Below are 20,955 nucleotides of genomic sequence, written 5' to 3'. Positions count from 1 at the left end.
CGTATTGATCGGGATGGGGGTGTCACATCACGGCTGCCCCTGCGGATACGGCGGCTGATGGGCCGGCGGCCAGGCCGGATAGCCGTACGGGGTCGGCTGGGCGTACGTGGTGTGTGGCGCGTACGCGGTCTGGGGTGGGGTGGGCCAGTACGGCGGGGGCATCGTGCCCGGGTGGGGGCGGGGGACTCGGCGGCGGGGGAGGGGGACGGAGAGGGCGGCGTGGGCCAGGGCCGGTTGGGCGGTTTCGCGGTGTTGCCAGAGGCGGTCCAGGAGCTCGCCCTCGCGGGTGGTGAAGTCGGGGCCCGCCGTGCCGAGGTAGGCGCGGTGGCGGAGGAAGGCGAGTGAGGTGGCGGTCGCGGTGTAGTCGGCGACGGTGCGGGCCGCGGCCGGACCCTGGGTGCGGCGGGCGAGGTCGCGGGCTATGCCGCGGGCGCGCATGGAGGAGAGGGCGATGGGCTCGGGTGGGGTGAGCCAGCCGGCGGCCTGATAGGTGGTGAGCTGGGTGCGTATGGTGCGCAGCTGGTTGTTGCGGGACCAGACGGTCAGCCAGGTCAGCAGGCCGAAGACGGGGACCATGAAGAGGGCGTAGACGGCGAGGAAGCCGTAGCCGCCGAAGGTGGCGGAGCCGTTCCAGAGGCCGTGCAGGACCATGGCGCCGAGCAGGCCGGCGAGGGGGACGAGGACGCGGCGCGCCCGTTGGTGCCGGGCGGCCGCGGCGGCTATGCCGAAGCCGATGCCGGTGGCGGCGGTGAAGAGGGGGTGGGCGAAGGGGGACATCACCGCGCGGATGAAGAAGGTCGCGGCGGTGGTGGAGCGGATGCCGGAGTAGCCGTACTCCTGGTCGCTGACGAAGGCCGAGCCGAGGTAGAGGATGTTCTCGGTGAAGGCGAAGCCGGTGGCGGTGATTCCGGCGATGACAACGCCGTCGACGATCCCGTTGAAGTTGCGGCGCCGGAAGAGGAAGAGCAGCAGTACGGCGGCGGCCTTGGCGCTCTCCTCGACGACGGGGGCGACCAGGGTGGCGCCCCAGGCGTCGACGTCGGCCTGGCTGGAGGAGGAGTCGACGACGTTGGTGATCAGCCAATCGGTGGCGAAGCCGTTCGCGATGATGGCGACGAGGGTCGCCGCGCATGCCCCCCAGGCGAAGGCGAAGATCAGGTTCCGCCAGGGTTCGGGTTCGATGCGGTCCATCCAGCGGAACGCGGCGATCAGCAGCGGTACGGGCAGGATGGCCAGGCCCAGGCCCACCAGGAAGCCCTCGGTGCCGGTCTGCTTGCGGACCAGGGCCAGGATGATCAGGCCGGAGAGGGACAGCAGGACGATCAGCGCCGTGGCGCGCAGGGACTTGTTGGCCCACAGCGCGCTCAGCCGGCCGCCCCACGGGCCGCGGCCTGGCGGCGGGTGTGGCCGCCAGTCGCCTCCGGCCGGCGACGCGGACGTGGGGCCGGCCCACGGCTGCTGTCCGTATGCCGTGGCCGGGGGGCCGGGCTGCTGGTGCGGGGGCGGGGACTGGTGCACCTGACGACCCTAACGAACGGCGGAATGGCGGACCGAAGGATTATGCCCAGGTGCCAAAGGGCGCTATGTCTGCGTTATCTCTCGGTGCGGCGGAAGATCAGATCGTGGACCGCATGGCCCTTCTCCAGGCCCTGTCCCTCGAACTTGGTCAGCGGGCGGAAGGCCGGGCGCGGGCTGTAGCCGCCGTCGGGCTGGGTGTTCTCGAAGTGCGGGTCGGCGGTGAGGACCTCGAGCATCTGCTCGGCGTACGGCTCCCAGTCGGTCGCGCAGTGCAGCAGCGCGCCGGGGCGCAGCCGGGTGGCGGCGAGGGCTATGAACTCGGGCTGGATGAGGCGGCGCTTGTGGTGCCGCTTCTTGGGCCAGGGGTCCGGGAAGTAGACGCGCAGCCCGGCGAGGGAGGCGGGCTCCAGCATCTCGCGCAGCAGGATGATCGCGTCGCCGTTTGCCACCCGGATGTTGGAAAGGTCTTTCCGCTCCGCGAGAGCGAGCAGATTGCCCTGGCCGGGGGTGTGGACATCGGCGGCCAATATGCCGGTGCCGGGGTCGGCGGCCGCCATCTGGGCGGTGGCCTCGCCCATGCCGAAGCCGATCTCCAGGACGACGGGCAGGTCCGGGTCGCCGAACAGCTCGCCGAGGTCGATACGGGAGAGGCCGTCGATGTCCAGGCCCCACTGGCCCCACAGGCGGCGCAGCGCCTCGCCCTGGCCCAAGGTCACCCGGCCGCGGCGGGGGCGGAACGAGCGGATGCGCCGTTCGTGGTGCGAGCCGGCGGGGTCGGCCAGCGGGCCGCCCGGGAACATCGGCTCGGCGCGACGGTCGCGCGGGGACGGGTGAGGGGACGCGGACGGGGACGGGGACGGCGGCAGCGTGCGCTCCGGGCGGGGAGCGGGGGTGGTGGGGCTGCCGGTGGTGGGACTGCCGGTGGTGGGGGCTTCGGCCGTCGGGTTTTCGGCGGTGTGGTTCTCGGACACAGTGCTTTGATTCTACGGGCCCAGGCAGCAGCGCCCGGGCCCCTCATGCCCGAGCCCGAAGTGCCCGGGCCCCAGCGCTCAGGCCCCAGCGCTCAGGCCCGCATGCCCGACCGTTCAGCGCCCGACCGTTCAGCGCCCGGGCCCAGTGCCTGGGCCCCAGCGCCCGGGCCACGCCTCACAGCCGCTCCAGCACCCGCCTCGCGACCTCCCGCCCGATCGGCAGCGATGCCGTCGCCGCCGGCGAGGGCGCGTTCAGCACATGGACGACGCGGGGGGACTCCTTGATCAGGAAGTCGTCCACCAGCGTGCCGTCGGGCAGCACCGCCTGGGCGCGCACGCCCGCCGGGGCCGGTATCAGGTCGTCGGCCGTGACATCCGGCAGCAGACGGCGGACGGCGTCGGTGAAGGCGCCCTTGGACAGCGAGCGGCGCAGCTCGCCCGCGCCGTAGCGCCAGTGGCGGCGGGCTATCCGCCAGGAGCCGGGGTACGCCAGCGTCCCGGCCAGCTCGCGCGGGCGGACCGTCTGCCAGGTGTAGCCCTCGCGGGCGAGGGCCGGCACCGCGTTCGGCCCGATGTGGACGGAGCCGTCGACGCCGCGGGTCAGATGGACGCCGAGGAAGGGGAAGGCCGGGTCGGGGACGGGGTAGACCAGGCCGCGCACGAGGGAGGCGCGCGAGGGGACCAGCTCGTAGTACTCGCCGCGGAAGGGGACGATCCGCATGCCGGGGTCGTCGCCCGCCAGCCGGGCGATCCGGTCGCAGTGCAGACCGGCGCAGTTGACCAGGGCGCGGGCCCGCAGCACCGTGCCGTCGCCCGTACGGACCGCGACCGCCGACGGGCGCCGCCCGATGGCGTGCACCCCCGCCCCGTACCGCACCGACGCCCCGGCGTCGCTCGCGAGGCGGGCCAGCCGGGCCGCCACGGCCTTGAAGTCACAGATGCCCGTCGTGCCCACATGGATGGCGGCCAGGCCGCGCACCCATGGCTCGTGCTCGGTGAGCTGGGCGGGGCCGAGCTCGCGGACCGGGATCCCGTTCTCCCGGCCGCGCTGGACCAGGGCGTGCAGACGGGGCAGCTCCGCCCGCTCCGTCGCCACGATGAGCTTGCCGGTCACCTCATGGGCGATGCCGTGCTCGGCGCAGAACTTGACCATCTCCGCCGCGCCCTGGGCCGCGAACCGCGCCTTCAGCGACCCGGGGCGGTAGTAGATGCCGCTGTGGATCACGCCGCTGTTCCGCCCCGTCTGGTGGCAGGCGGGGCCGGCTTCCTTCTCCAGGACGGTCACCCGGGTGCCGGGCGAGGCGCGCGTGATCGCATACGCCGTCGACAGGCCGACGATCCCGCCCCCGACCACCAGCACATCGCAGTCCAGCGCCCTCACGTCACCTCACCTCCCCACGCCGCGCACATTCCACTCACCCAACTCGATGACTATCATGACCCGCGCCACTGACAGCCATCAGAAACCCGCGTCACCTGCCACTCTGCCGGTACCGAACGATCACGGCAGATGATCGCGTGCTCCGCCTCACCACCACGTGATCAGGCTGCCGGGCCGGAGCCGTCAGCCGTCCGGCCCGTCACGCCGCCCCATCACGCGTCACCCCCATCACGCGTCACCCCCATCACGCGTCACCCCCATCACGCGTCACCCCCGTCACGCGGTTTCCCCCGCCACGCCGCCCCCTTCAGGCGTCACGCCGGTGCCATCAGCAGCGGCCGCGCCCGCTCCCGCAGTTCGGCGACGCGCGGCTCGTCGCGGTAGGCCTCCAGGCGGTGCATCAGGTCCCGTACGTACTCGGTGGTGCGCGCGGACGATATCCGGTTGGCGACCTCCACCGCACGGGCGCCCGCCGCGCACGCCGCGTCCAGATTGCCGGACTCCAGTTCGGCCACGGCGGACACGACGAGCCGCAGCCCGTGGGAGCGGACGAACTCCTCGGTGGGCCGGGCCAGCGCCTGCTCCGTGAACCGCCGCACCTGGCGCGGCAGTCGGAGGTCGCGGTAGCACTCGGCGGCGTCGGCGGCGAACCGCTCGTGCGAGTAGAAGTCCAGCCAGGACGGGTCGGGATCGCCCGAACGGGACCGCTCGAGCCAGCCCTCCGCGGACTTGAGCGCCGCGCCGCAGGCCGGCCCGTCCCCGGCCTTGGCCTGGGCGCGGGCCTCGACGAGGCGGAAGAAGCTCATGGTGCGGGCGGTGGCCAGGCCGCGGTTGCGCTCGACGGCGGCCTGGGCCAGGTCCACGCCTTCGTCGGCGAAGCCCCTATAGGTGGCCTGGAGGCTCATGGAGGCCAGCACATAGCCGCCCAGGGGCACGTCGGCCGCGGCGCGCGCGAGGCGCAGCGCCTGGATGTAGTAGCGCTGGGCGGCCTCCTGCTGGCCGGTGTCGAAGGCCATCCACCCGGCGAGCCGGGTCAGTTCGGCGGTGGCGCCGAACAGGGAGCGGCCGACCTCGTCGCTGTACGAGCCGAGCAGCAGGGGCGCCGCGTCGACCCGCAGGCACTCGGGCACCATCGACGAACGCCAGTCGCCGCCGCCGTACTTGGAGTCCCACCGGCGCGCATCCACAGCGGCCTCGCGCAGCTTGGTGACGTCGCTGTGCCCGACGCGCTGCGGTAAGCCGTCCAGGCCCACGCTGCCCTCGGCGTCCTTGGGCTCGCGCGCGACCGACGGGTCGGCCGGGGTGATCAACCAGCGGGACGCGGGCGTGGCATATGCGCTGACCGCGAAGGATCCGGCCAGACTCTGCCAGATCCCGCCCCCACCGCGCCGACCCGCCAGATCCAGCCGGTAGAGCTCGGTCGCCGAGCGCACGGCCTGGCCGATGTCGCGCGGGAAGGCGAGGCCGACCTCGGGCGCCGGATCGGCGTCGGCGAGCCCGATCTCATGGAGTGGTACGGGCCGCCCGAGTTTGCTCCCGATCGCGGCCGCAATCAGATGGGGCGCGGCGCCTTGGGGCACCATGCCCTTCGAGACCCAGCGGGCCACGGACGTCTTGTCGTAGCGAAGGGTCAGGCCGCGCTGGGCTCCGAGGTCGTTGACTCTTCGCGCCAGCCCGGCATTGCTGATCCCCGCGAGGGCGAGAACGGTGCCGAGCTTCTCGTTCGGCCCGCGTGGCTCCCTGGTCATGCGTACCCCTCGACAGCACCGACGGCCGCCCCGGCATAGGCACGGGGCATTCGTAAACCCAGCGTAGTTCGCCGGATCCCGACCGTTAAGAGGTGGTGTCCCGGATGGCGAGATTCTTGTACGAACGGACGTGCGGAGCGTCGTGTGTGCTCCTGCTGTGTGTGGCTGTGCGCCTGTCCGTGCGCTCTGTCTCAGGGTTCGCGGGAACGTTTCGATGGATCCTGCGTGGGTCGGCCCGCTGTACGGAATCAGTGGGCTGGGGGACGCCGCCGCCTCATTCCCCGCGGGCGGCGGAGCGGTCCGGGAGGCGGATGCCGCCTCCCGGACTGACGTAACGTCAGGTGGGATACGGGGGCGAGGACTTCCGGCCGGGCTGTCGTCGGGGCGCCGCCGGGATGCCGCCAGGCGGTCGTAAACCGCCGCGAGATTTCCGTAAGTTCATCAAGAACACTACGGAAATTTGGCCGAATATCGCCGGTCCACACCTGCCGTCGCCCTGTGTGGAGCTGATCACGGCCGGGCTCCCGCGCCGGGCCGGGGAGGGGAAGGTCCGGCGCGGCAGTCCTCCCTGCGGCGTCCTGCGCGTTCCTGCGGCGTTCCTGCGGTATTCGGCGGCGTTCCTGTGGCGTTCCTGCGGCGTTCAGTGCCTACGCCCTGCGCCGACGACTGCGCCCCGCGCCCGACGGCTCGTACGCCTCGTACGGCTCGTACACCTCGTTCCAAGCGCGCCTCACGGGCGCCTAATTGGCGCCTCTGCGCCCTTGCGCGCCCCTTTGCGCCCCTCTCATGGCAGCATGGGACACGGCGGAGCGGTCCGTCGCGCCGACGACGGTTCCCGCGTGCGCGTCCGCGTGCTTGGCGGGATCACGTCTTGTGATCAACCCTGTTGTTCCTGTGGTCGACTGTGGTCAAAGGACATCCAGGAGATCCATGTAGTTGTCCGGTTCGATGCCGAAACCGTCGACGTGCTGTGCATGATGGCACCTACTTTCTTGGTTGCCTTGTTTGCCCACACCCTGTGGAGGCGCGATGCGGTGGTTGGTGGGTTGGAGCAGTACCGCATCGGGGCCAGACCCCTCGCAGGGCCGCGCGGTCCAGCCGGTCGGCGCCCATCTCCTGTGGTCGGACCCGGATCCGCTGTGGGCGGTCGGCGACTGGCGGCCCGACGAGGTACGCGTCGTCCAGGCCGACCCCTTCTCCCGCCTCGCCGTCTTCGGCTGCTGCGGCGCCTCCGACGAGGAGCTGCGCGTCGGCCTGTTCGCCGCCCGCGGCGGCGCCCTGCGCCATCTCACCGCCTGGTCCGGCAGCTACACCGCCGTCGCCCAGATCGGCCGCCGCACCACCATCGTCGGCGACCTGGCCGGCGCCCGGCCCGTCTTCCACACGGACTGGGGCGGCGGCACCGCGTACGCCACGGCCGCCCTTCCGCTCGCCGACCTCATCGAGGCGCAGCTCGACGTCAGCCACCTCGGCGCGCTCCTGGCCTGCCCCGACGCCCCGGAGGCGATGGGCGACGGCACCCCGTACATGGGCGTCAGACGGGTGCCCCCGGGACACGCGCTGATCCTGCGCGACGGGGCCCGCGACATCGTCGGCTACGAGCCCACCGCCTCGCTCGCCGTCGCCGCGCCCCAAGTGGACCAGGAAAAGGCCGTGGACGGCGTACGGGACGCCCTCGTGGAGGCCGTACGGGCCAGGCTCACCGCGCCCCGCCACGCCCCCGACACCAGCGGCGGCCTCGACCCCGGCCCGGTCCCCGGCATGGGCCCCGCCGAACGGCGCGCGGCCCGCGGCGCACCCGCGCCCGGCATCGGCGCCGACCTCTCCGGAGGCAGCGCCTCCGCCACCCTGGCCCTGCTGGCCGCCGGACTGCCCGGAATGCCCGGCACCCTCCTCGGCCACGGCGCCGAAGCGGGCGAACGCCTCCTCGCCGTCACCTTCAACGACCTGGCCACCGCGGGCGGCGCCCGCGCCCGCGAGGCCGAGCTGGAACGGGCCGGCACCATCGCCGCCAACCCGCGGCTGCACCACGTCGTCGTCACCGCGGGCGAGGAAGCGCTCCCCTACGCCGCCCTGGACAGCGGCCCGCTCACCGACGAACCCGGCCCCTCCATCGTCAGCGCCGAACGCCACCGCCGCCGGCTCGTCGCGGGCAGCGCGGACCACTTCGTCGGCCACGGCGCCCGCCAGGCGCTCGACGCCCACCCGGCGCGCCTCGCCGACCTGCTCCTCGACCGAAGACGCCGCCACCTGCTGCGCCCCGCCACCGCGCTGGCGAAGGCCGACGGGCCCTCCGGCCACTCCTTCTTCGTGCCCTTCACGGTCTACCGGGCGGCGCGCAAACTCGCCCGTACGTCCTACCGGGACGGCGTCGAGGACGCCGCGAGCCGCCTCCTGGAACGGCGCTTCACCGACGACGGCAGCGGAGGGCGCGACGGCGGCAGGTCCGGGCCCGGGGTCGTCTCCGCCTCCCTCGCCGCGCTCGCCTGGTGCCGGCCAGGACCCGCCGCCCGCTGGCTCACCGGCGAGGCGCTGGCCGAGGTGTCGCTGCGCCTGGAGGAGGCCGCGGCCCGCCCCGTCACCCTGCGCCGCCCCGGTGAGCGGCGCGCCGACGCGGCCCTGGCCAGGCACGCCGCCGACCACCGGGTGTTCGAGCAGGCGGCCGAGGTGCGCAGCCAGCGCCTCCACGCCCCCTTCCTCGACAACCAGGTCGTACGGGCCTGCCGCGCGCTCCCCGAAGCGCTACGGGTGCAACCCGGGGCGCGTGCGGCCACGCTGCGCGCGGTCCTCGCGGGGGCGGGCATCCGCGATCTGCCACCCGGCTGGGGAGCCACCTCCCACGCCGCCCACGCCGCCGCCGTACGGACCGGGCTGCGCGCCTGGGTCGGCGAGGTTGTCAACCTCTTCGACGCGCCGCTGCTCGCCGACGCGGGCCTGGTCGAGGCCCGCGTCGTACGCAAGGCGCTGCGCGCGGCGGCGGAAGGGGAGCGGCTGCCCCTGGACGGGCTGGCCGAACTCGTCTCCACGGAGGTCTGGCTGCGGCGGCTGCTGGCCCGGCGCGGCACCTGCTGGACGGGGACGGCGGCGCCGCGGCAGCGGGCGGTGGCGGGGGGAGTGGTGCCGCGGCCGAGCCTGTAGGGCTGCGGGTGGGGGTGTGGGTGTGCGGTTATGGGTGTGTGTGGGTGTGGTGCTGCGGTTTGCCCTGGGGCCGTGGGTCCGGCCCGGACCGGGTAACGGCACGCCAATTGACCACGTGTTCGTATGGTCCGACCGCTGACCCGAGGACAATGACCCCGTGCGGTATCTGATCCTCGGCTCGGCCGAAGCACGCGACGACAACGGGAACCCCCTGCCACTGGGCGGTTCCCGTCTCCGCGCGCTGCTCACCGCGCTCGCCATGCGCGCCGCCCGCCCCGCCCCCGTGGCCGTGGACGTCCTCATCGACGAGGTGTGGACCCACGACCCGCCCCAGGACGCACCAGCCGCGCTGCAGGCGCTCGTGGGCCGCCTGCGCAGGGCCATCGGCCGGGACGCGGTGGTCTCCTCGCCCGGGGGCTACCGCCTCGCCACCAACGGCCGCCAGGACGTCGACCTCCTCCACTTCGAGGCGCTGGCGCAGCACGGCACGCGGGCCCTCGGCGCCGGTGACGCACAAGCGGCGGCCGACGTGCTGCGGCAGGCGCTCGCGCTGTGGCGCGGCCCCGCGCTGGCCGATCTGCCGGACCGGGAGGCCGCCGCCGCCCGCCCCGAGGCGCTGCGGCTCACCGCGCTGCACCGCCGTATCGACGCCGACCTCGCGCTCGGCCAGGCGGCGGACGTCATACCGGAGCTGCGCGAGCTCGTCATGGACCACCCGCTCGACGAGACCTTCCACGCGCAGCTGATCCGCGCCCTGCACGCGTCGGGCCGCCCGGCCGACGCGCTCGCCGCGTACGAGGCGGTCCGCCGTACGCTCGCCGACCACCTCGGCACGGACCCGGGCGCGGACCTCAAGGCGCTGCATGGGTTGTTGCTGTCCGGGGGGCCCGTGCCGCCCTCGGCGGGCACGGGTTCTGCGGCCGTACGGCACGCCGGCGGGCCGACCGGCCCGGTAGGCGACGGCGGCTCTGGCGGTGGCGGCGGTGGCGGCGAACGGGGGGCGGCGCGCGGCCCGGAGGCGACCTTTGGGGCGGGCGCCGGCTACGACGGTCGTGACCTTGGTGGGGAGGCGGCCGGGGCGTCCTCTTCTGGCGACGAGGCGAGGCACGGGCCGTACGGTCCCGCGGCGCCGCACGTGTCGGAGCCGACCCGTGTCGCGCACACCGGCCGCGTGCCCGAGGCGCCCCACGGTCCGAGGACGCCGGGCGGGATCCCCGGCGACGACCGGCTCACCGCCGGGGATCCCGCCCGTGAACCCCATACGGCTCCTGGTTCAGCGGCGGCGGGCGGGGCTGCGGTGCCTCGCGCCCCGGAGTCAGTCGGCGGCGCGGCGGCGGGCCGTGGGGGAGCGGGCGCCCTGGGGCCGTACGCCGAGCGCGGTCCTGAGACGTCCCAGGATGGCGGGCCGGCCGCTGGGTTCGCCGCCCCCCACGTGCCTGAGGCCGCTCACGGCAATGGGCCGACCGCCGGGTATGCCGCCCACGTGCCTGAGGTCGCTCATGGCAGCGGGTCGGCCGCTGGGTACGCCGCCCACAGGCCCGAGGGCACCTACGGCAGCGGCGCGGCAGCCGCCGTCCACGGCGCCCGCGCCCCTGAAACCGGCCCCGACATGGCCCCTGCCGGCGCCCCGCACGCGCCGCCGAACGGCGGACCGGGACCGGGCGGGCCGCAAGGCGGCGGCTTCCGTCCGCGCGGGAACCTCCGGGCGCGGCTCACCAGCTTCGTCGGCCGGCAGAGCGAGATCGGGGACCTCCACGGGGATCTGCGTGGCGCTCGTCTGGTCACGCTCACCGGCCCCGGCGGCTCTGGCAAGACCCGGCTCTCCGAGGAGGCCGCCTCGACCGTCACAACTGCCTACCCCGACGGGGTTTGGGTCGCCGAGCTCGCCAAGCTCGACCATCCCGCCGCCGTCCCGGGGGCTGTCCTGAGCGCCGTAGGCGACCGTGAGACGTCCCTGCTCGCCACCGGGCTGGAAGGGCGAATCGGCCCGGCGGACGGCGCCGACCCGACCGCACGCCTCGTCGAGCTCTGCGCGCACCGCCGTCTGCTGCTCCTGCTCGACAACTGTGAGCACGTCATAGACGCCGCGGCGCGGCTCGCCGAGACGCTGCTCGCGCACTGCCCTGGGGTGACCGTGCTGGCCACCAGCCGGGAGCCGCTGGGCGTGCCGGGCGAGACCGTACGGCCTGTGGAGCCGCTTCGGCCCGCGCCCGCCCACCAGTTGTTCGCCGAGCGTGCCGCGGCCACCCTGCCGGGGTTCGCCCCGGCACGGGACGCGGACACGTCGGCCGCGGTCGCGGAGATCTGCCGTCGGCTGGACGGTTTGCCGCTGGCGATCGAGCTGGCGGCCGCGCGGCTGCGGCTGTTGACCCCGCGCCAGATCGCCGACCGGCTCGACGACCGCTTTCGGCTGCTGACCAGCGGCAGCCGGACCCTGCTGCCACGCCAGCAGACGCTGCGGGCCGTCGTCGACTGGTCCTGGGACCTGCTCGACGAGCGCGAGCGCACGGTGCTGCGCCGGGCGTCGGTGTTCGCGGGCGGATGGGGGCTGAGCGCGGCGGAGGCGGTGTGCGCGGACGCGCCGCCTGCCGCCGACGGGCCTGCCGCCGACTCGTCTGCCGCCGACCGGCCTGCTCGTCCCCACGAGCACATAGCCCCCGGCGATGTGCTCGATCTGCTCGGGGCGCTGGTCGACAAGTCGCTCCTGGTCGTCGACCACCCCACGGCGGACCGGACCCCCGAGGACCCGTCCCTGGAGGGCCCAGCCTCAGAGGTCCCGCACCCCGGCGATCCAACCGGCACCACGGCCGCGGCTGCCCCCTCCGAGGTCCGTTACCGCATGCTGGAGACGATCCACGAGTACGTCGGCGAGCGGGCCGTCGAGGACCCCGCCGCCCGGGCCGACCACGCCGCCGCCGTCGCCCGCCACACCACCCACTTCCTCGACTTCGCCCGCACCGCCGAGCCACGGCTGCGCTCCGCGGAGCAGCTTCCCTGGCTGCGCCGCGTCGAGGCGGAACTCGACAACAGCCGAGCCGCTCTGAAGCGCTCCTTGGAGGCGCGCGACGAACAGACCGCGACAGACTTCATCATGGCCATGAGCTGGTTCTGGTGGCTGCGCAACTACCGGGACGAGGGCATCGCCTGGACCCGCGAGGCATTGATCCTCGGCGGCTCCATGGGGCGCGACGACATCTACAGCATGCTCGGTTCGATCCCCGAGGAGGTCCCGCCCGGGCAGGACGGCGTCGACGCGGCCGTCACGCGCTACTGGGACCAGATGGACCTGCGGATCCTGTTGTTCTTCCTGAACGCCGACAACGCCGATGGGCCGACCCTGACCAGCCCCGTGGCCAGGACCGCGGCCCTTCGCATCCGCGATGCCTACATGGGCCACCCCGGCCCGCGCACGGCCCGCTTCCCCGGCATGCTGTGGCCGTTCGCCGGGTTCGTCATCGGCGGCCACACCGGCACGGTCCCGCTGATGAGTGAGGCGGTGGCCCACTGCCGGGCGTACGGCGACGACTGGGCGGTCGGCGTGGCGCTGATGTTCCGTACGCACATAACCATCGACTCGTCGGGCGGTATGAAGAACGCCGAGGCGGACTGGGCGGAGCTGCGGGAGCTGAGCAGACGGGTCGGCGACCGGTGGATGCTCGCCCAGATCGAGACCGCCGCAGGGGAGATGGCCGCGAGCCGTGCCCGGCTCGACGAGGCGCGGGCCGCGTACGAGATGGCGCGACGGCTCGCGCGGGAGATCGGCGCACATACCGAGACGCCGTTCCTCATCACCCGGCTGGCGGATGTGGCGATCAACGACGGGGACCTCGACCGCGCCGAGAAGCTGCTGGACCAGTCGGACGAGGAGGCGGGGCGCCGCGGTTCGGGGGACGTGCAGTCCTTCAACCGCTTGCTGCGCTCCCTGATCGAGCTGCACCGCGGCGATCTGGCCCGGGCGCGGACGCTGTGCGACGAGGCGCGGCGCATCGGGGAGCAGGCCACCCCGCCCCCGCAGTTCTGGATACTCGTGGACGGCATGGACGCCCGCATCACCGCAGACGAGGGCGATGCGCCAAGCGCGCTGCGCAAGGTACGCGACAACCTGAGCAGGGGCATCGAGACTGGCTGCGCGGAGCTCCTGCTGGCCCACCAGGCGGAGGCTGTCGCCCATGCCCTGGTGGGCTGCGACGAGGAGCACCTTGCCGCCCGGCTGCTGGGCGCGGCCGACGCCTGGCGCGGCGAGCTGCAGCGCACCCCGCTCCAGCTGCGCGAGGCCGAGAGGACCGAGGCCGCCGCGCACCGCGCCCTGGGCCGCGAGGCGGCCCAGGCGCTGCGCGCCGAGGGCGCTGGCCTGTCCGTCGAGCAGGTCATCGCCCTGCTCGACGAACTGATGACCGCCGCCTAAGACTTGATCCGTAATTCCCAAAGGGGGTACGGACTGCATCCGGTTCGGCTGGTCCGGGCGCTCCGGCGTGGTCACCTTGCGGTGTCTCATCCGGGGTTGCTCGGGGCCTTTCCGGAGTTCGGTGAGCAGAGGCCCGCAGGCAAGCGGGCTGCCGCAGGTGGTGTGCCGAAGATCCGGCGGTCAGCACCTCACGCGGTTGACTCACACAGGCCGTCTTCTCGGCCGCCACCGAGCATATCGGACCAGCAGGTCGGTGAATTACGGAACGCCTCTTCAGCCCGACCGCTGCCCGGCCCAGGGGCGCGCGTCACCCTGCCGGACGCACGTCACCCCGCAGGGCGCGACCGCAACCCGTCCAGGAGGATGTCCAGCAGCCGTGCCGACGCCGCCGCCTGCTGCACCGCGTCCGGCAGCGAGGGCGCCGCCGTGGCGATCACCAGCAGCACATCGGCCACCGTCACGTCCGGCCGCAGCTCGCCCGCTTCCCGCGCCCGGTCCACCAACTGCCCGACGACCTCCAGCAGCGCCGCGGCGCCCGCGTCGTCAGGGCCGCCCGGGACGACGGGGCTGGGCTGCTCCACCAGCCGCAGCTCCGGCTGCGGAGGGGCTGGCGGGTCGGCTAACCCCACCTGCCGCTGCTGCGGTACCCGGACCGCCGCCTCCGCCTCCACCTCGACCCCGACCCGCAGCACCTGGGGCGGCAGCAGCCGGCCCGCGCCGGAGGCCACCGAGGTGCGCAGGAACCGGGCCAGCGCCGACCATGGCTCGTTCTCCTGGCCGAGGGCGGCGCGCGCCTGGTCGGTCAGCCGGGCGGTCTCCTCCTCGGCTATACGACGGACCAGGACGTCCTTGCTGGGGAAGCGCCGATAGACGGTGCCCACCCCGACCCGCGCGCGCCGCGCGACGTCCTCCATGGGAGCGCCGTACCCCAGCTCCCCGAAGACCTCGCGCGCCGCCCGCAGCACATGCTCGAGATTGCGCTGCGCGTCCACGCGCAGCGGAGTGTTCCGGCCGCCGGCACCGTCCACCGATGCGACGGCTGACGACCAATGAGAACCCTGAAGCTGCATAGTGATCCCCCGGTAATGACGTCTCCCCCCGGAGACTCCCCGCCCAGAACGCCGGGGCAGTCACGACCCCGACGGAGTACGAACATAGTTGAGCGCCGGTCAAGAAAGAAGGGGGTAGGTCCGGACAGATCGACCCCCGTTCGGAGTACCGCACCGCCCGTCACCGCCTCCCCACCCGCCCACCACCTCGCGCCCCCCTACTGACCTGCGCACCTTCCGTACGCTTGACCGAATGGGCGCGGCGGGGCGCGCCGAAACCGCCGGTCACACAATTCGTCGGGCCTGTGGACAAACCGCGGCTGTGCGTGCCTCATGGGAGGGTGAAGGAACCTGCGCGCATTCTCGTTGTCGGCGGTGGCTACGTCGGGATGTACACCGCGCTGCGCCTCCAGCGGAAGCTGAAGCGGGAGCTGGGGCAAGGCGACGTACAGGTCATCGTGGTCGACCCCGAGCCGTACATGACCTATCAGCCGTTCCTCCCGGAGGCCGCGGCCGGATCGATCTCGCCACGCCATGTCGTCGTGCCGCTGCGTCGCATCCTGTCCCGCTGCCAGGTCGTGATCGGCGAGGCCGTGGCGATCAACCACGGCAAACGCACCGCGACGGTCAAAACCCTCGCCACCGCCGAGGAGGGCACCGGCGCGGTCGAGATCCACTACGACGAGCTGGTACTGGCGCCCGGCTCCGTCTCCCGCACCCTCCCGGTCCCCGGCCTGGTCGAGCACGGCATCGGCTTCAAGACCGTGGAGGAGGCCATCGGCCTGCGCAACCACGTCCTGGAGCAGCTGGACATCGCCTCCTCCACCCGGGACCCCGACGTCCGGGACGCCGCGCTCACCTTCGTCTTCGTCGGCGGCGGATACGCGGGCGTCGAGGCGCTCGCCGAGCTCGAGGACATGGCCCGCTACGCCGTCCGCTACTACCACAACATCGCGCCCGAGGACCTGAAGTGGATCCTGGTGGAGGCCACCGGCCGCATCCTCCCGGAGGTCGGGGAGGAGATGGGCAAGTACGCGGTCCGCGAGCTTCGCGGCCGCAATATCGACGTACGGCTGGAGACCCGCCTCGACTCGTGTGTGGACCGGGTCGCGGCGCTGAGCGACGGCTCGCGCTTCCCCACCCGCACCCTGGTGTGGACCGCGGGGGTCAAACCGCACCCCATCCTGGCCTCCGCCGACCTCCCGGTGAACGCGCACGGCCGCCTCAAGTGCACCGCCGCCCTCCATGTGGACGGAGTGGAGCACGCCTGGAGCGCGGGCGACGCCGCGGCGGTCCCGGACCTGACGGCGGAGGAGCCCGGCAAGGAGTGCGCCCCCAACGCCCAGCACGCGCTGCGCCAGTCGAAGGTGCTCGCCGAGAACGTGATCGCCTCCCTGCACGGCCGGCCGCTGAAGGACTACGCGCACAAATACGCCGGCTCGGTGGCCTCCCTCGGCCTCCACAAAGGCGTCGCCCATGTCTACGGGCGGAAGCTGAAGGGCTACCCCGCCTGGTTCATGCACCGCGCCTATCACCTCAGCCGGGTGCCGACCTTCAACCGGAAGGCGCGCGTTTTGGCCGAGTGGACCCTGTCGGGGCTCTTCAAGCGGGAGATCGTCTCGCTCGGGTCGCTGGAGAACCCGCGGGCCGAGTTCAAGCTCGCCGCCGACACAGGCCGCCATCCCGAGGCCAGTTGACGCCAGCCGACGCCGGTTCGGGCCCGTTCGGCCCGTTGGAGCGGAGGCGGGAACTCCGCCCACCCGACCGGCGTCTCACGGATGTCAGTCCGGTCGGTCACACTGGACGTGTGACCATGGGTGGGCTCGTACCTGCAAAGAGTGACAATCGCGAGGATTCGGAAGTTTGCTGCATTCCCCTGGGGGCCGTCCCCCCGCACCCACACCCTTTCCGCACCCCCGCGCCGGCGCGCCGCTCAGCCACAATCTCGCGAGGTAACCCCCGGTGAACTTCACACGCTGGAGCGCCCGGCTTCCCCGAACACAGCGGCGCACCGCCGCCCGGGCCGACCGCGCCGCGCGGCGGCCCCAGCCCGCGGCCGCGGGTGGCGGCAGCGGATCGGTCCCGGCTGCCCGGGGCGAGCGCTCCGACCCCTCGGACCGCGGCGAGCCGCCGCCGGGCGCGGCGGCCCAGGCCGTGGAGGACGGGCTTCCCGCCGCCGTCCCCACCCTCGACGGGCTGTCCGTCCATGACGTCCTCGGCCAGGTCCCGGCGCTGGTCGCCGTCGTTTACGGCCCCGATCACCGCATCGCGTACGTCAACGACTCCTATACGGCCATCTTCGGCGCCCGGACCCCCGGCGCCTCCGCCCGCCAGGCCCTGCCCGAGCTGCAGGAGCTGGGGCTGCTGCCGCTCATGGACCAGGTCCTGCGCAGCGGTCGGCCGCGTACGGTCAAGTCCCGGCGCGTCTCCGGGGCGAGGGCCGGGGCCGCGCCGGGCGCGGAGGCGGCGGCAGCGGGCTCCGGAGCCGGGGCGGGCTCGGCGAGCGCGGGCGGCCGGGTGCGCCACGGCTACTACACCTTCACCTGCTCCCCGATCGAGATGGCCGCCCCGCCACCCGCCCCGCCATCCGCCCCGCCGCCCGCACCGGCCTTGGCCCCGGCTTCTGCCGCTGCTGTCTCCGCGCCCGGCATCACGTCCGGCAGCGCGCCCGAGGCCGAGGCCCATGAGGCCCATACGGGGACCCACGCCGAGGCGGATGCCGAGGCCCATGACGCGACCGCTGCGGATGCCGCCGCCCCGGTGGCCGCGCCAGGTGCGGGCCAGGCGCCGTCGATGCCCGGCCCCAGGGCCGAGCAGCCCCGGCTGCGTGGCGTGCTGGTCTTCGGCGCCGACGTCACCGACCAGGTGGAGGCCGCCGAGCGGCTGCGCGCCAGCGAGCGCCTGCAGCGCCAGGCCGCCGTCACCCTCCAGCGCAGCCTCCTCCCGCAGGAGCTCGAGCAGCCCGACGACCTCAAGGTCGCCGCCACATACCAACCGGGCGGCACGGACGCCGCCGTGGGCGGCGACTGGTACGACGTCATCACGCTCGGCGCCGGCCGCACCGCCCTGGTCATCGGGGACGTCATGGGGCGCGGCGTCCGCGCCGCCGCCGTGATGGGCCAGCTGCGTACCGCCGTCCGCGCGTACGCCCGCCTCGACCTGCCCCCGCACGAGGTCCTGCAGCTCCTGGACGGCCTGGCCGCCGAGATCGACCCCAGCCAGATCGCGACCTGCGTCTACGCCGTCCACGACCCGAACGAGAACCGCCTGGTCTACGCCTCGGCGGGCCATCTGCCGGTCCTGGTCCGCGACCCGGACGGCACCGTGAGCCGCGCCGCAGAGCCCACCGGACCGCCGCTGGGCACCGGCGGCTGGCTGCACACCTCGGCCTCGCTCCCCTTCGGCCCCGGCTCCAGCGCCGTGCTGTACACCGACGGGCTGGTGGAGCGGCGCGACAAGGACATCTACGAGGGCGTCGCCGCGCTGGAGCGCGTCTTCGCGGGCGCCACGGGCACGCCCCAGGTGATGTGCGACCGCCTGATCCGGGCGCTGGGCATCACCGCCGAGCACGACGACGACGTGGCCGTGCTGGTCCTGCAGCACCCCGCCCGCACCGGCCATGACGCCGAGCTGTTCCACAACGCGGCCCTGGATCTCCTCGGCGGTGTGGAGGCGGCTCCTCGGGCGCGGGCGTTCGCCTCCGGCGTCCTCGCCAGCTGGCGCTTCCCCGTAGAGCTGCGCGACCTGGGTGTGCTCGCCGCCAGCGAGCTGGTCGCCAATTCGCTCCAGCACGGCGTGCCGCCGATGCGCCTGCGGCTGCGCCGTACGGACCGCCGCCTGATCATCGAGGTGACGGACGGGGACGAGCATCTGCCGCGCCGCCGCCGCGCAGAGCCGGCGGACGAGGCCGGGCGCGGTATCTCGATCGTCGCGACCATCGCCTCGTCCTGGGGCTCGCGCCGCACACCGGGCGGGGGCAAGGCGGTGTGGTGCGAGTTCGCCCTCCCGGCGGGGTAGACCCCCGCGGCCCAGGGTGAGCGACGGAACCCCGTCCCTCCGGCGGAGGGACGGGGTGAGGGCGAGCGGGGCTCGGGCCTGATACGCGGCTCCGGCGCGACGGCCCGCCACAAGCGCCGGACCGACGGTCGCCACAAGCGCCGGACCGACGGTCGAGGCAGGCGCGGCGCCAGGCCCATGGTCGAGCTGCCGGCCCGACCGTCAGGCCGCGGTGGTCACCGGCTCCACCGCCGCCGACTCCACACGCTGCGCGGGCACGGTCGCCTCCTGGACCCCGCGCAGCGGGTTGTCCTGGCGGGCCGTGAGTCGCCCGCCCAGCCGCAGCGCGAGCGCCGCGATGCCGAGGGAGCAGCCGACGAGCATCACGATGTACGCCACGTACATCCCGGCCCCGGCCATCAGCCCGCCCACCGCCGGGCCGACGGCCAGCGCCAGCTGCTTGACCAGGGCGAACCCGGAGTTGTACTGCCCGACCATGGTCGGCGGCGCCAGATCGGCCACCAACGGCGCGACGGTCGGCGACAGCATCGCCTCGCCGAGCCCGAAGAGCGCGTACGACGAGATGATCGCGCCGGTCGCGACGGCCTGGCTGCCCGGCACCAGACCGGAGGCCCCCGCCGCCAGCCAGGCCACCGTCCAGACGAGCCCGGTCAGCGCGATGACCCGGCTGCGCCGCCGCCCTTCGACCAGCCGGAGCACGACGAACTGCGCCAGCACGATGGCCATCGTGTTCGCCGCCAGGGCGGCGCCGAGCATCGCGGGCGAGATATGGGCGACCTCCACCGCGAACGCCGCCAGCCCCGATTCGAACTGCCCGTAGCAGGCGAAGAACATCACGAAGCCCAGCACACACAGCTGCACCATGGCCCGGTTACGCAGCATGGCTCGCCAGCCGCCCCCGGTCTTCTCTCCCACGGCCGACGCCGGGTCGAGCTTCGAAACCGCGGGCAGCCGTACGGTCGCCACGGCCGCGCCCAGCACCAGAAACATCACCGACTCGATCGCGAACAGCCGGACGAAGCTCGACGGCTCGGAAGCGTCGACCAGCAGCCCGCCGAGCAGCCCGCCGACGCCGAGGCCGAGGTTGTTGAGGAAGAACTGGGTGGCGAAGGCGCGCGACCGGGTGGCCGTGGTCGAGCACCACACGATCATGGTGGCGAGGGCGGGCTGGATCACCGCGATCCCCGCTCCGAGCAGGGCCACCGCCGCGATGACGGACGCCTCGTCGGCGGCCAGCCCCAGTCCCATGGACCCGAAGGCCGAAGCCACGGCACCTGCCAGGGCCACTGGCAGCGGCCCTCGCCGGTCGATCACCCGACCAGTGAAGGGCAGCACGGCCAGCGCCGCGACGGCGAACACCGCGAGCACCATGCCCGCGGTACTCGCGCCCAGGTCCCGCACCTGCGCCACATAGACGAACAGGAACGGAACGGTGAAGCCGTTGCCGAACGCGCTCAGCGCGTTCCCCAGCTGGATCCGGCGCAGCGCAGCGCCCATCGCGGTGGTCACACTCACCTGCCTAGGTCGAAAAAGTTCGATGACGAGTAGGAGAATTTCGAACAGTCGAAGCCTCAAGACTTCAACAGTAAAGTTCGAAGCTAAAGAGTACATGGCGAAGGACTTCAACGCGAATGAGTTACGTGCCATACTGCGCGGCATGTCTGAGACCCCCGGCCCGGCCGAGCCGAGCCTCGAGGAGCAGATCGCGGCCTACCAGCGCGAGTTCCAGGACCTGGACCCGCAGGTGGAGCAGGTCGTCAGCGGCCTCAGCCGGCTCAATCGACGGATGAACGTCGCGTACAGCCGCCAGACCGCGACCCTGGGCATCAGCAACGCCGAGTGGGAGGTGCTGAAGGTCCTCGTCGTCTCCGGAGCCCCGTATCGACTGGGCCCCGGCGACCTCGCCAAGCGGCTCGGCCTCACCCCGGCCGCGATGACCCACCGCATCGACCGCATGGCGAGCGACGGTCTGGTCACGCGCGAGCGCGATGAGGCCAATCGGGTGCGCGTCATCGTGGAGCTGACGGCCGAGGGCCGGGAGAAGTGGCTGGAGGCCATGCGGATGGCGTCCGTCTTCGAGGAAGACCTTCTTCAGGACCTGTCGAGCGACGAGCGCGCGGCGTTCGGCGAGATGCTGATGCGGGTCCTGCGCCGTGTGGAGGAGACCCAGCCGGACGCCGGCGGACGGCTGAGCGACCTGGACTGACATCGCACGCCGGGGGTGTTTGACACGCACCGGGGCGATGCGTAATGTACTCCGAGCTGCCACGGAGCCGTAACGGTTCTTCGGTAGCCGCTCGCGCCACATCGGCGCAAACCACTACTGCACGGCCCCTCATCGGGATGGATTTCGGCGTGCCCGGAATTCGGTCGGGAGGCTCGATTATGAGCCTCGGAGGAAATCCGCTAAAGTAGTGGACACGCCGGAAGGCGCGAAAAACCCCGCTCCAACAGGGGGCCGGAAACGGAATTCGGACCGGGAACGGACCGGAAAGCGGATCTGGTAAGGTTGGAAACACCGAAGGGAAGCGCCCGGAGAAACCGGTGAAACGGTTTCGAAGGAAGCGTCCGTTCCTTGAGAACTCAACAGCGTGCCAAAAGTCAACGCCAGATATGTTGATACCCCGTACGATCGGCCGGTTTCCGGTTGGTTGGACGAGGTTCCTTTGAAGAAAAACACACAGCGAGGACGCTGTGAACAGGCTGGATTATTCCTCCGGCTTGTTCC

11 protein-coding genes are annotated in these 20,955 nt (G+C 73.2%); 5 read left to right on the top strand and 6 right to left on the bottom strand.

Features of this window, described 5'->3' with window-relative positions; translation table 11 throughout:
• Positions 1–27: 27 nt before the first annotated feature.
• From ACWDSL_RS32710 to ACWDSL_RS32695, 4 genes are all read right to left on the bottom strand, one after another.
• Positions 28–1,518: a PrsW family intramembrane metalloprotease gene (locus tag ACWDSL_RS32710; protein ID WP_450491582.1), complete on the bottom strand. Its 1,491-nt coding sequence runs from the start codon at positions 1,516–1,518 to the stop codon at positions 28–30.
• Between the two features lie 74 nt (positions 1,519–1,592).
• Positions 1,593–2,489, bottom strand: coding sequence for a tRNA (guanosine(46)-N7)-methyltransferase TrmB (gene trmB / locus ACWDSL_RS32705; RefSeq protein ID WP_450491581.1), 897 nt, complete (start codon positions 2,487–2,489; stop codon positions 1,593–1,595).
• A gap of 175 nt (positions 2,490–2,664) precedes the next feature.
• Entirely contained in the window at positions 2,665–3,870 is a 1,206-nt protein-coding gene (gene lhgO / locus ACWDSL_RS32700) for an L-2-hydroxyglutarate oxidase (RefSeq protein ID WP_450491580.1), read from the bottom strand.
• Between the two features lie 314 nt (positions 3,871–4,184).
• Positions 4,185–5,618: an MFS transporter gene (locus ACWDSL_RS32695; protein ID WP_089504617.1), complete on the bottom strand. Its 1,434-nt coding sequence runs from the start codon at positions 5,616–5,618 to the stop codon at positions 4,185–4,187.
• Positions 5,619–6,647: 1,029 nt separating this feature from the next.
• Between ACWDSL_RS32695 and ACWDSL_RS32690 the strand changes: the two genes are divergently transcribed.
• Both ACWDSL_RS32690 and ACWDSL_RS32685 read left to right on the top strand, forming a co-directional pair.
• Entirely contained in the window at positions 6,648–8,756 is a 2,109-nt protein-coding gene (locus tag ACWDSL_RS32690) for an asparagine synthase-related protein (RefSeq protein WP_450491579.1), read from the top strand.
• A 157-nt stretch (positions 8,757–8,913) separates the two neighbouring features.
• Entirely contained in the window at positions 8,914–13,161 is a 4,248-nt protein-coding gene (locus ACWDSL_RS32685; protein WP_450491578.1) for an AfsR/SARP family transcriptional regulator, read from the top strand.
• A gap of 326 nt (positions 13,162–13,487) precedes the next feature.
• Here ACWDSL_RS32685 and ACWDSL_RS32680 read toward each other — a convergent pair whose 3' ends face one another.
• Positions 13,488–14,231, bottom strand: a complete 744-nt coding sequence (locus tag ACWDSL_RS32680; protein ID WP_450491577.1) for a TetR/AcrR family transcriptional regulator — start codon at positions 14,229–14,231, stop codon at positions 13,488–13,490.
• A gap of 368 nt (positions 14,232–14,599) precedes the next feature.
• On the opposite strand from ACWDSL_RS32680, the gene ACWDSL_RS32675 reads away from it, so the two are divergent.
• Both ACWDSL_RS32675 and ACWDSL_RS32670 read left to right on the top strand, forming a co-directional pair.
• The gene (locus tag ACWDSL_RS32675; RefSeq protein WP_450491599.1) at positions 14,600–15,907 is read left to right on the top strand and encodes an NAD(P)/FAD-dependent oxidoreductase; all 1,308 of its coding nucleotides are present in this window, start codon (positions 14,600–14,602) and stop codon (positions 15,905–15,907) included.
• Between the two features lie 265 nt (positions 15,908–16,172).
• Positions 16,173–18,227 carry an ATP-binding SpoIIE family protein phosphatase gene (locus tag ACWDSL_RS32670; RefSeq protein ID WP_450491576.1) on the top strand — a complete coding sequence of 685 codons (2,055 nt, stop codon included), beginning with the start codon at positions 16,173–16,175 and terminating at the stop codon, positions 18,225–18,227.
• A gap of 201 nt (positions 18,228–18,428) precedes the next feature.
• Here the strand turns inward: ACWDSL_RS32670 and ACWDSL_RS32665 are convergent, their stop codons facing one another.
• A complete protein-coding gene (locus tag ACWDSL_RS32665; protein WP_450491598.1) occupies positions 18,429–19,736 on the bottom strand; it encodes an MFS transporter in 1,308 nt (435 codons plus the stop codon).
• Between the two features lie 148 nt (positions 19,737–19,884).
• Between ACWDSL_RS32665 and ACWDSL_RS32660 the strand changes: the two genes are divergently transcribed.
• Positions 19,885–20,433 (top strand): MarR family winged helix-turn-helix transcriptional regulator, encoded by a 549-nt coding sequence (locus ACWDSL_RS32660; protein WP_450491575.1) that lies wholly within the window; start codon positions 19,885–19,887, stop codon positions 20,431–20,433.
• Positions 20,434–20,955: the final 522 nt, after the last annotated feature.

The organism is Streptomyces sp. NPDC000941 (genome assembly GCF_053599555.1).
This window is presented reverse-complemented; position numbering and strand designations above follow the sequence as displayed.

Coding starts and splice junctions, on each gene's coding strand:
- ACWDSL_RS32695 (WP_089504617.1), bottom strand. CDS start 5,618: ATGACCAGGGAGCCACGCGGGCCGAACGAGAAGCTCGGCACCGTTCTC.
- ACWDSL_RS32690 (WP_450491579.1), top strand. CDS start 6,648: ATGCGGTGGTTGGTGGGTTGGAGCAGTACCGCATCGGGGCCAGACCCC.
- ACWDSL_RS32680 (WP_450491577.1), bottom strand. CDS start 14,231: ATGCAGCTTCAGGGTTCTCATTGGTCGTCAGCCGTCGCATCGGTGGAC.
- ACWDSL_RS32675 (WP_450491599.1), top strand. CDS start 14,600: ATGTACACCGCGCTGCGCCTCCAGCGGAAGCTGAAGCGGGAGCTGGGG.
- ACWDSL_RS32660 (WP_450491575.1), top strand. CDS start 19,885: ATGTCTGAGACCCCCGGCCCGGCCGAGCCGAGCCTCGAGGAGCAGATC.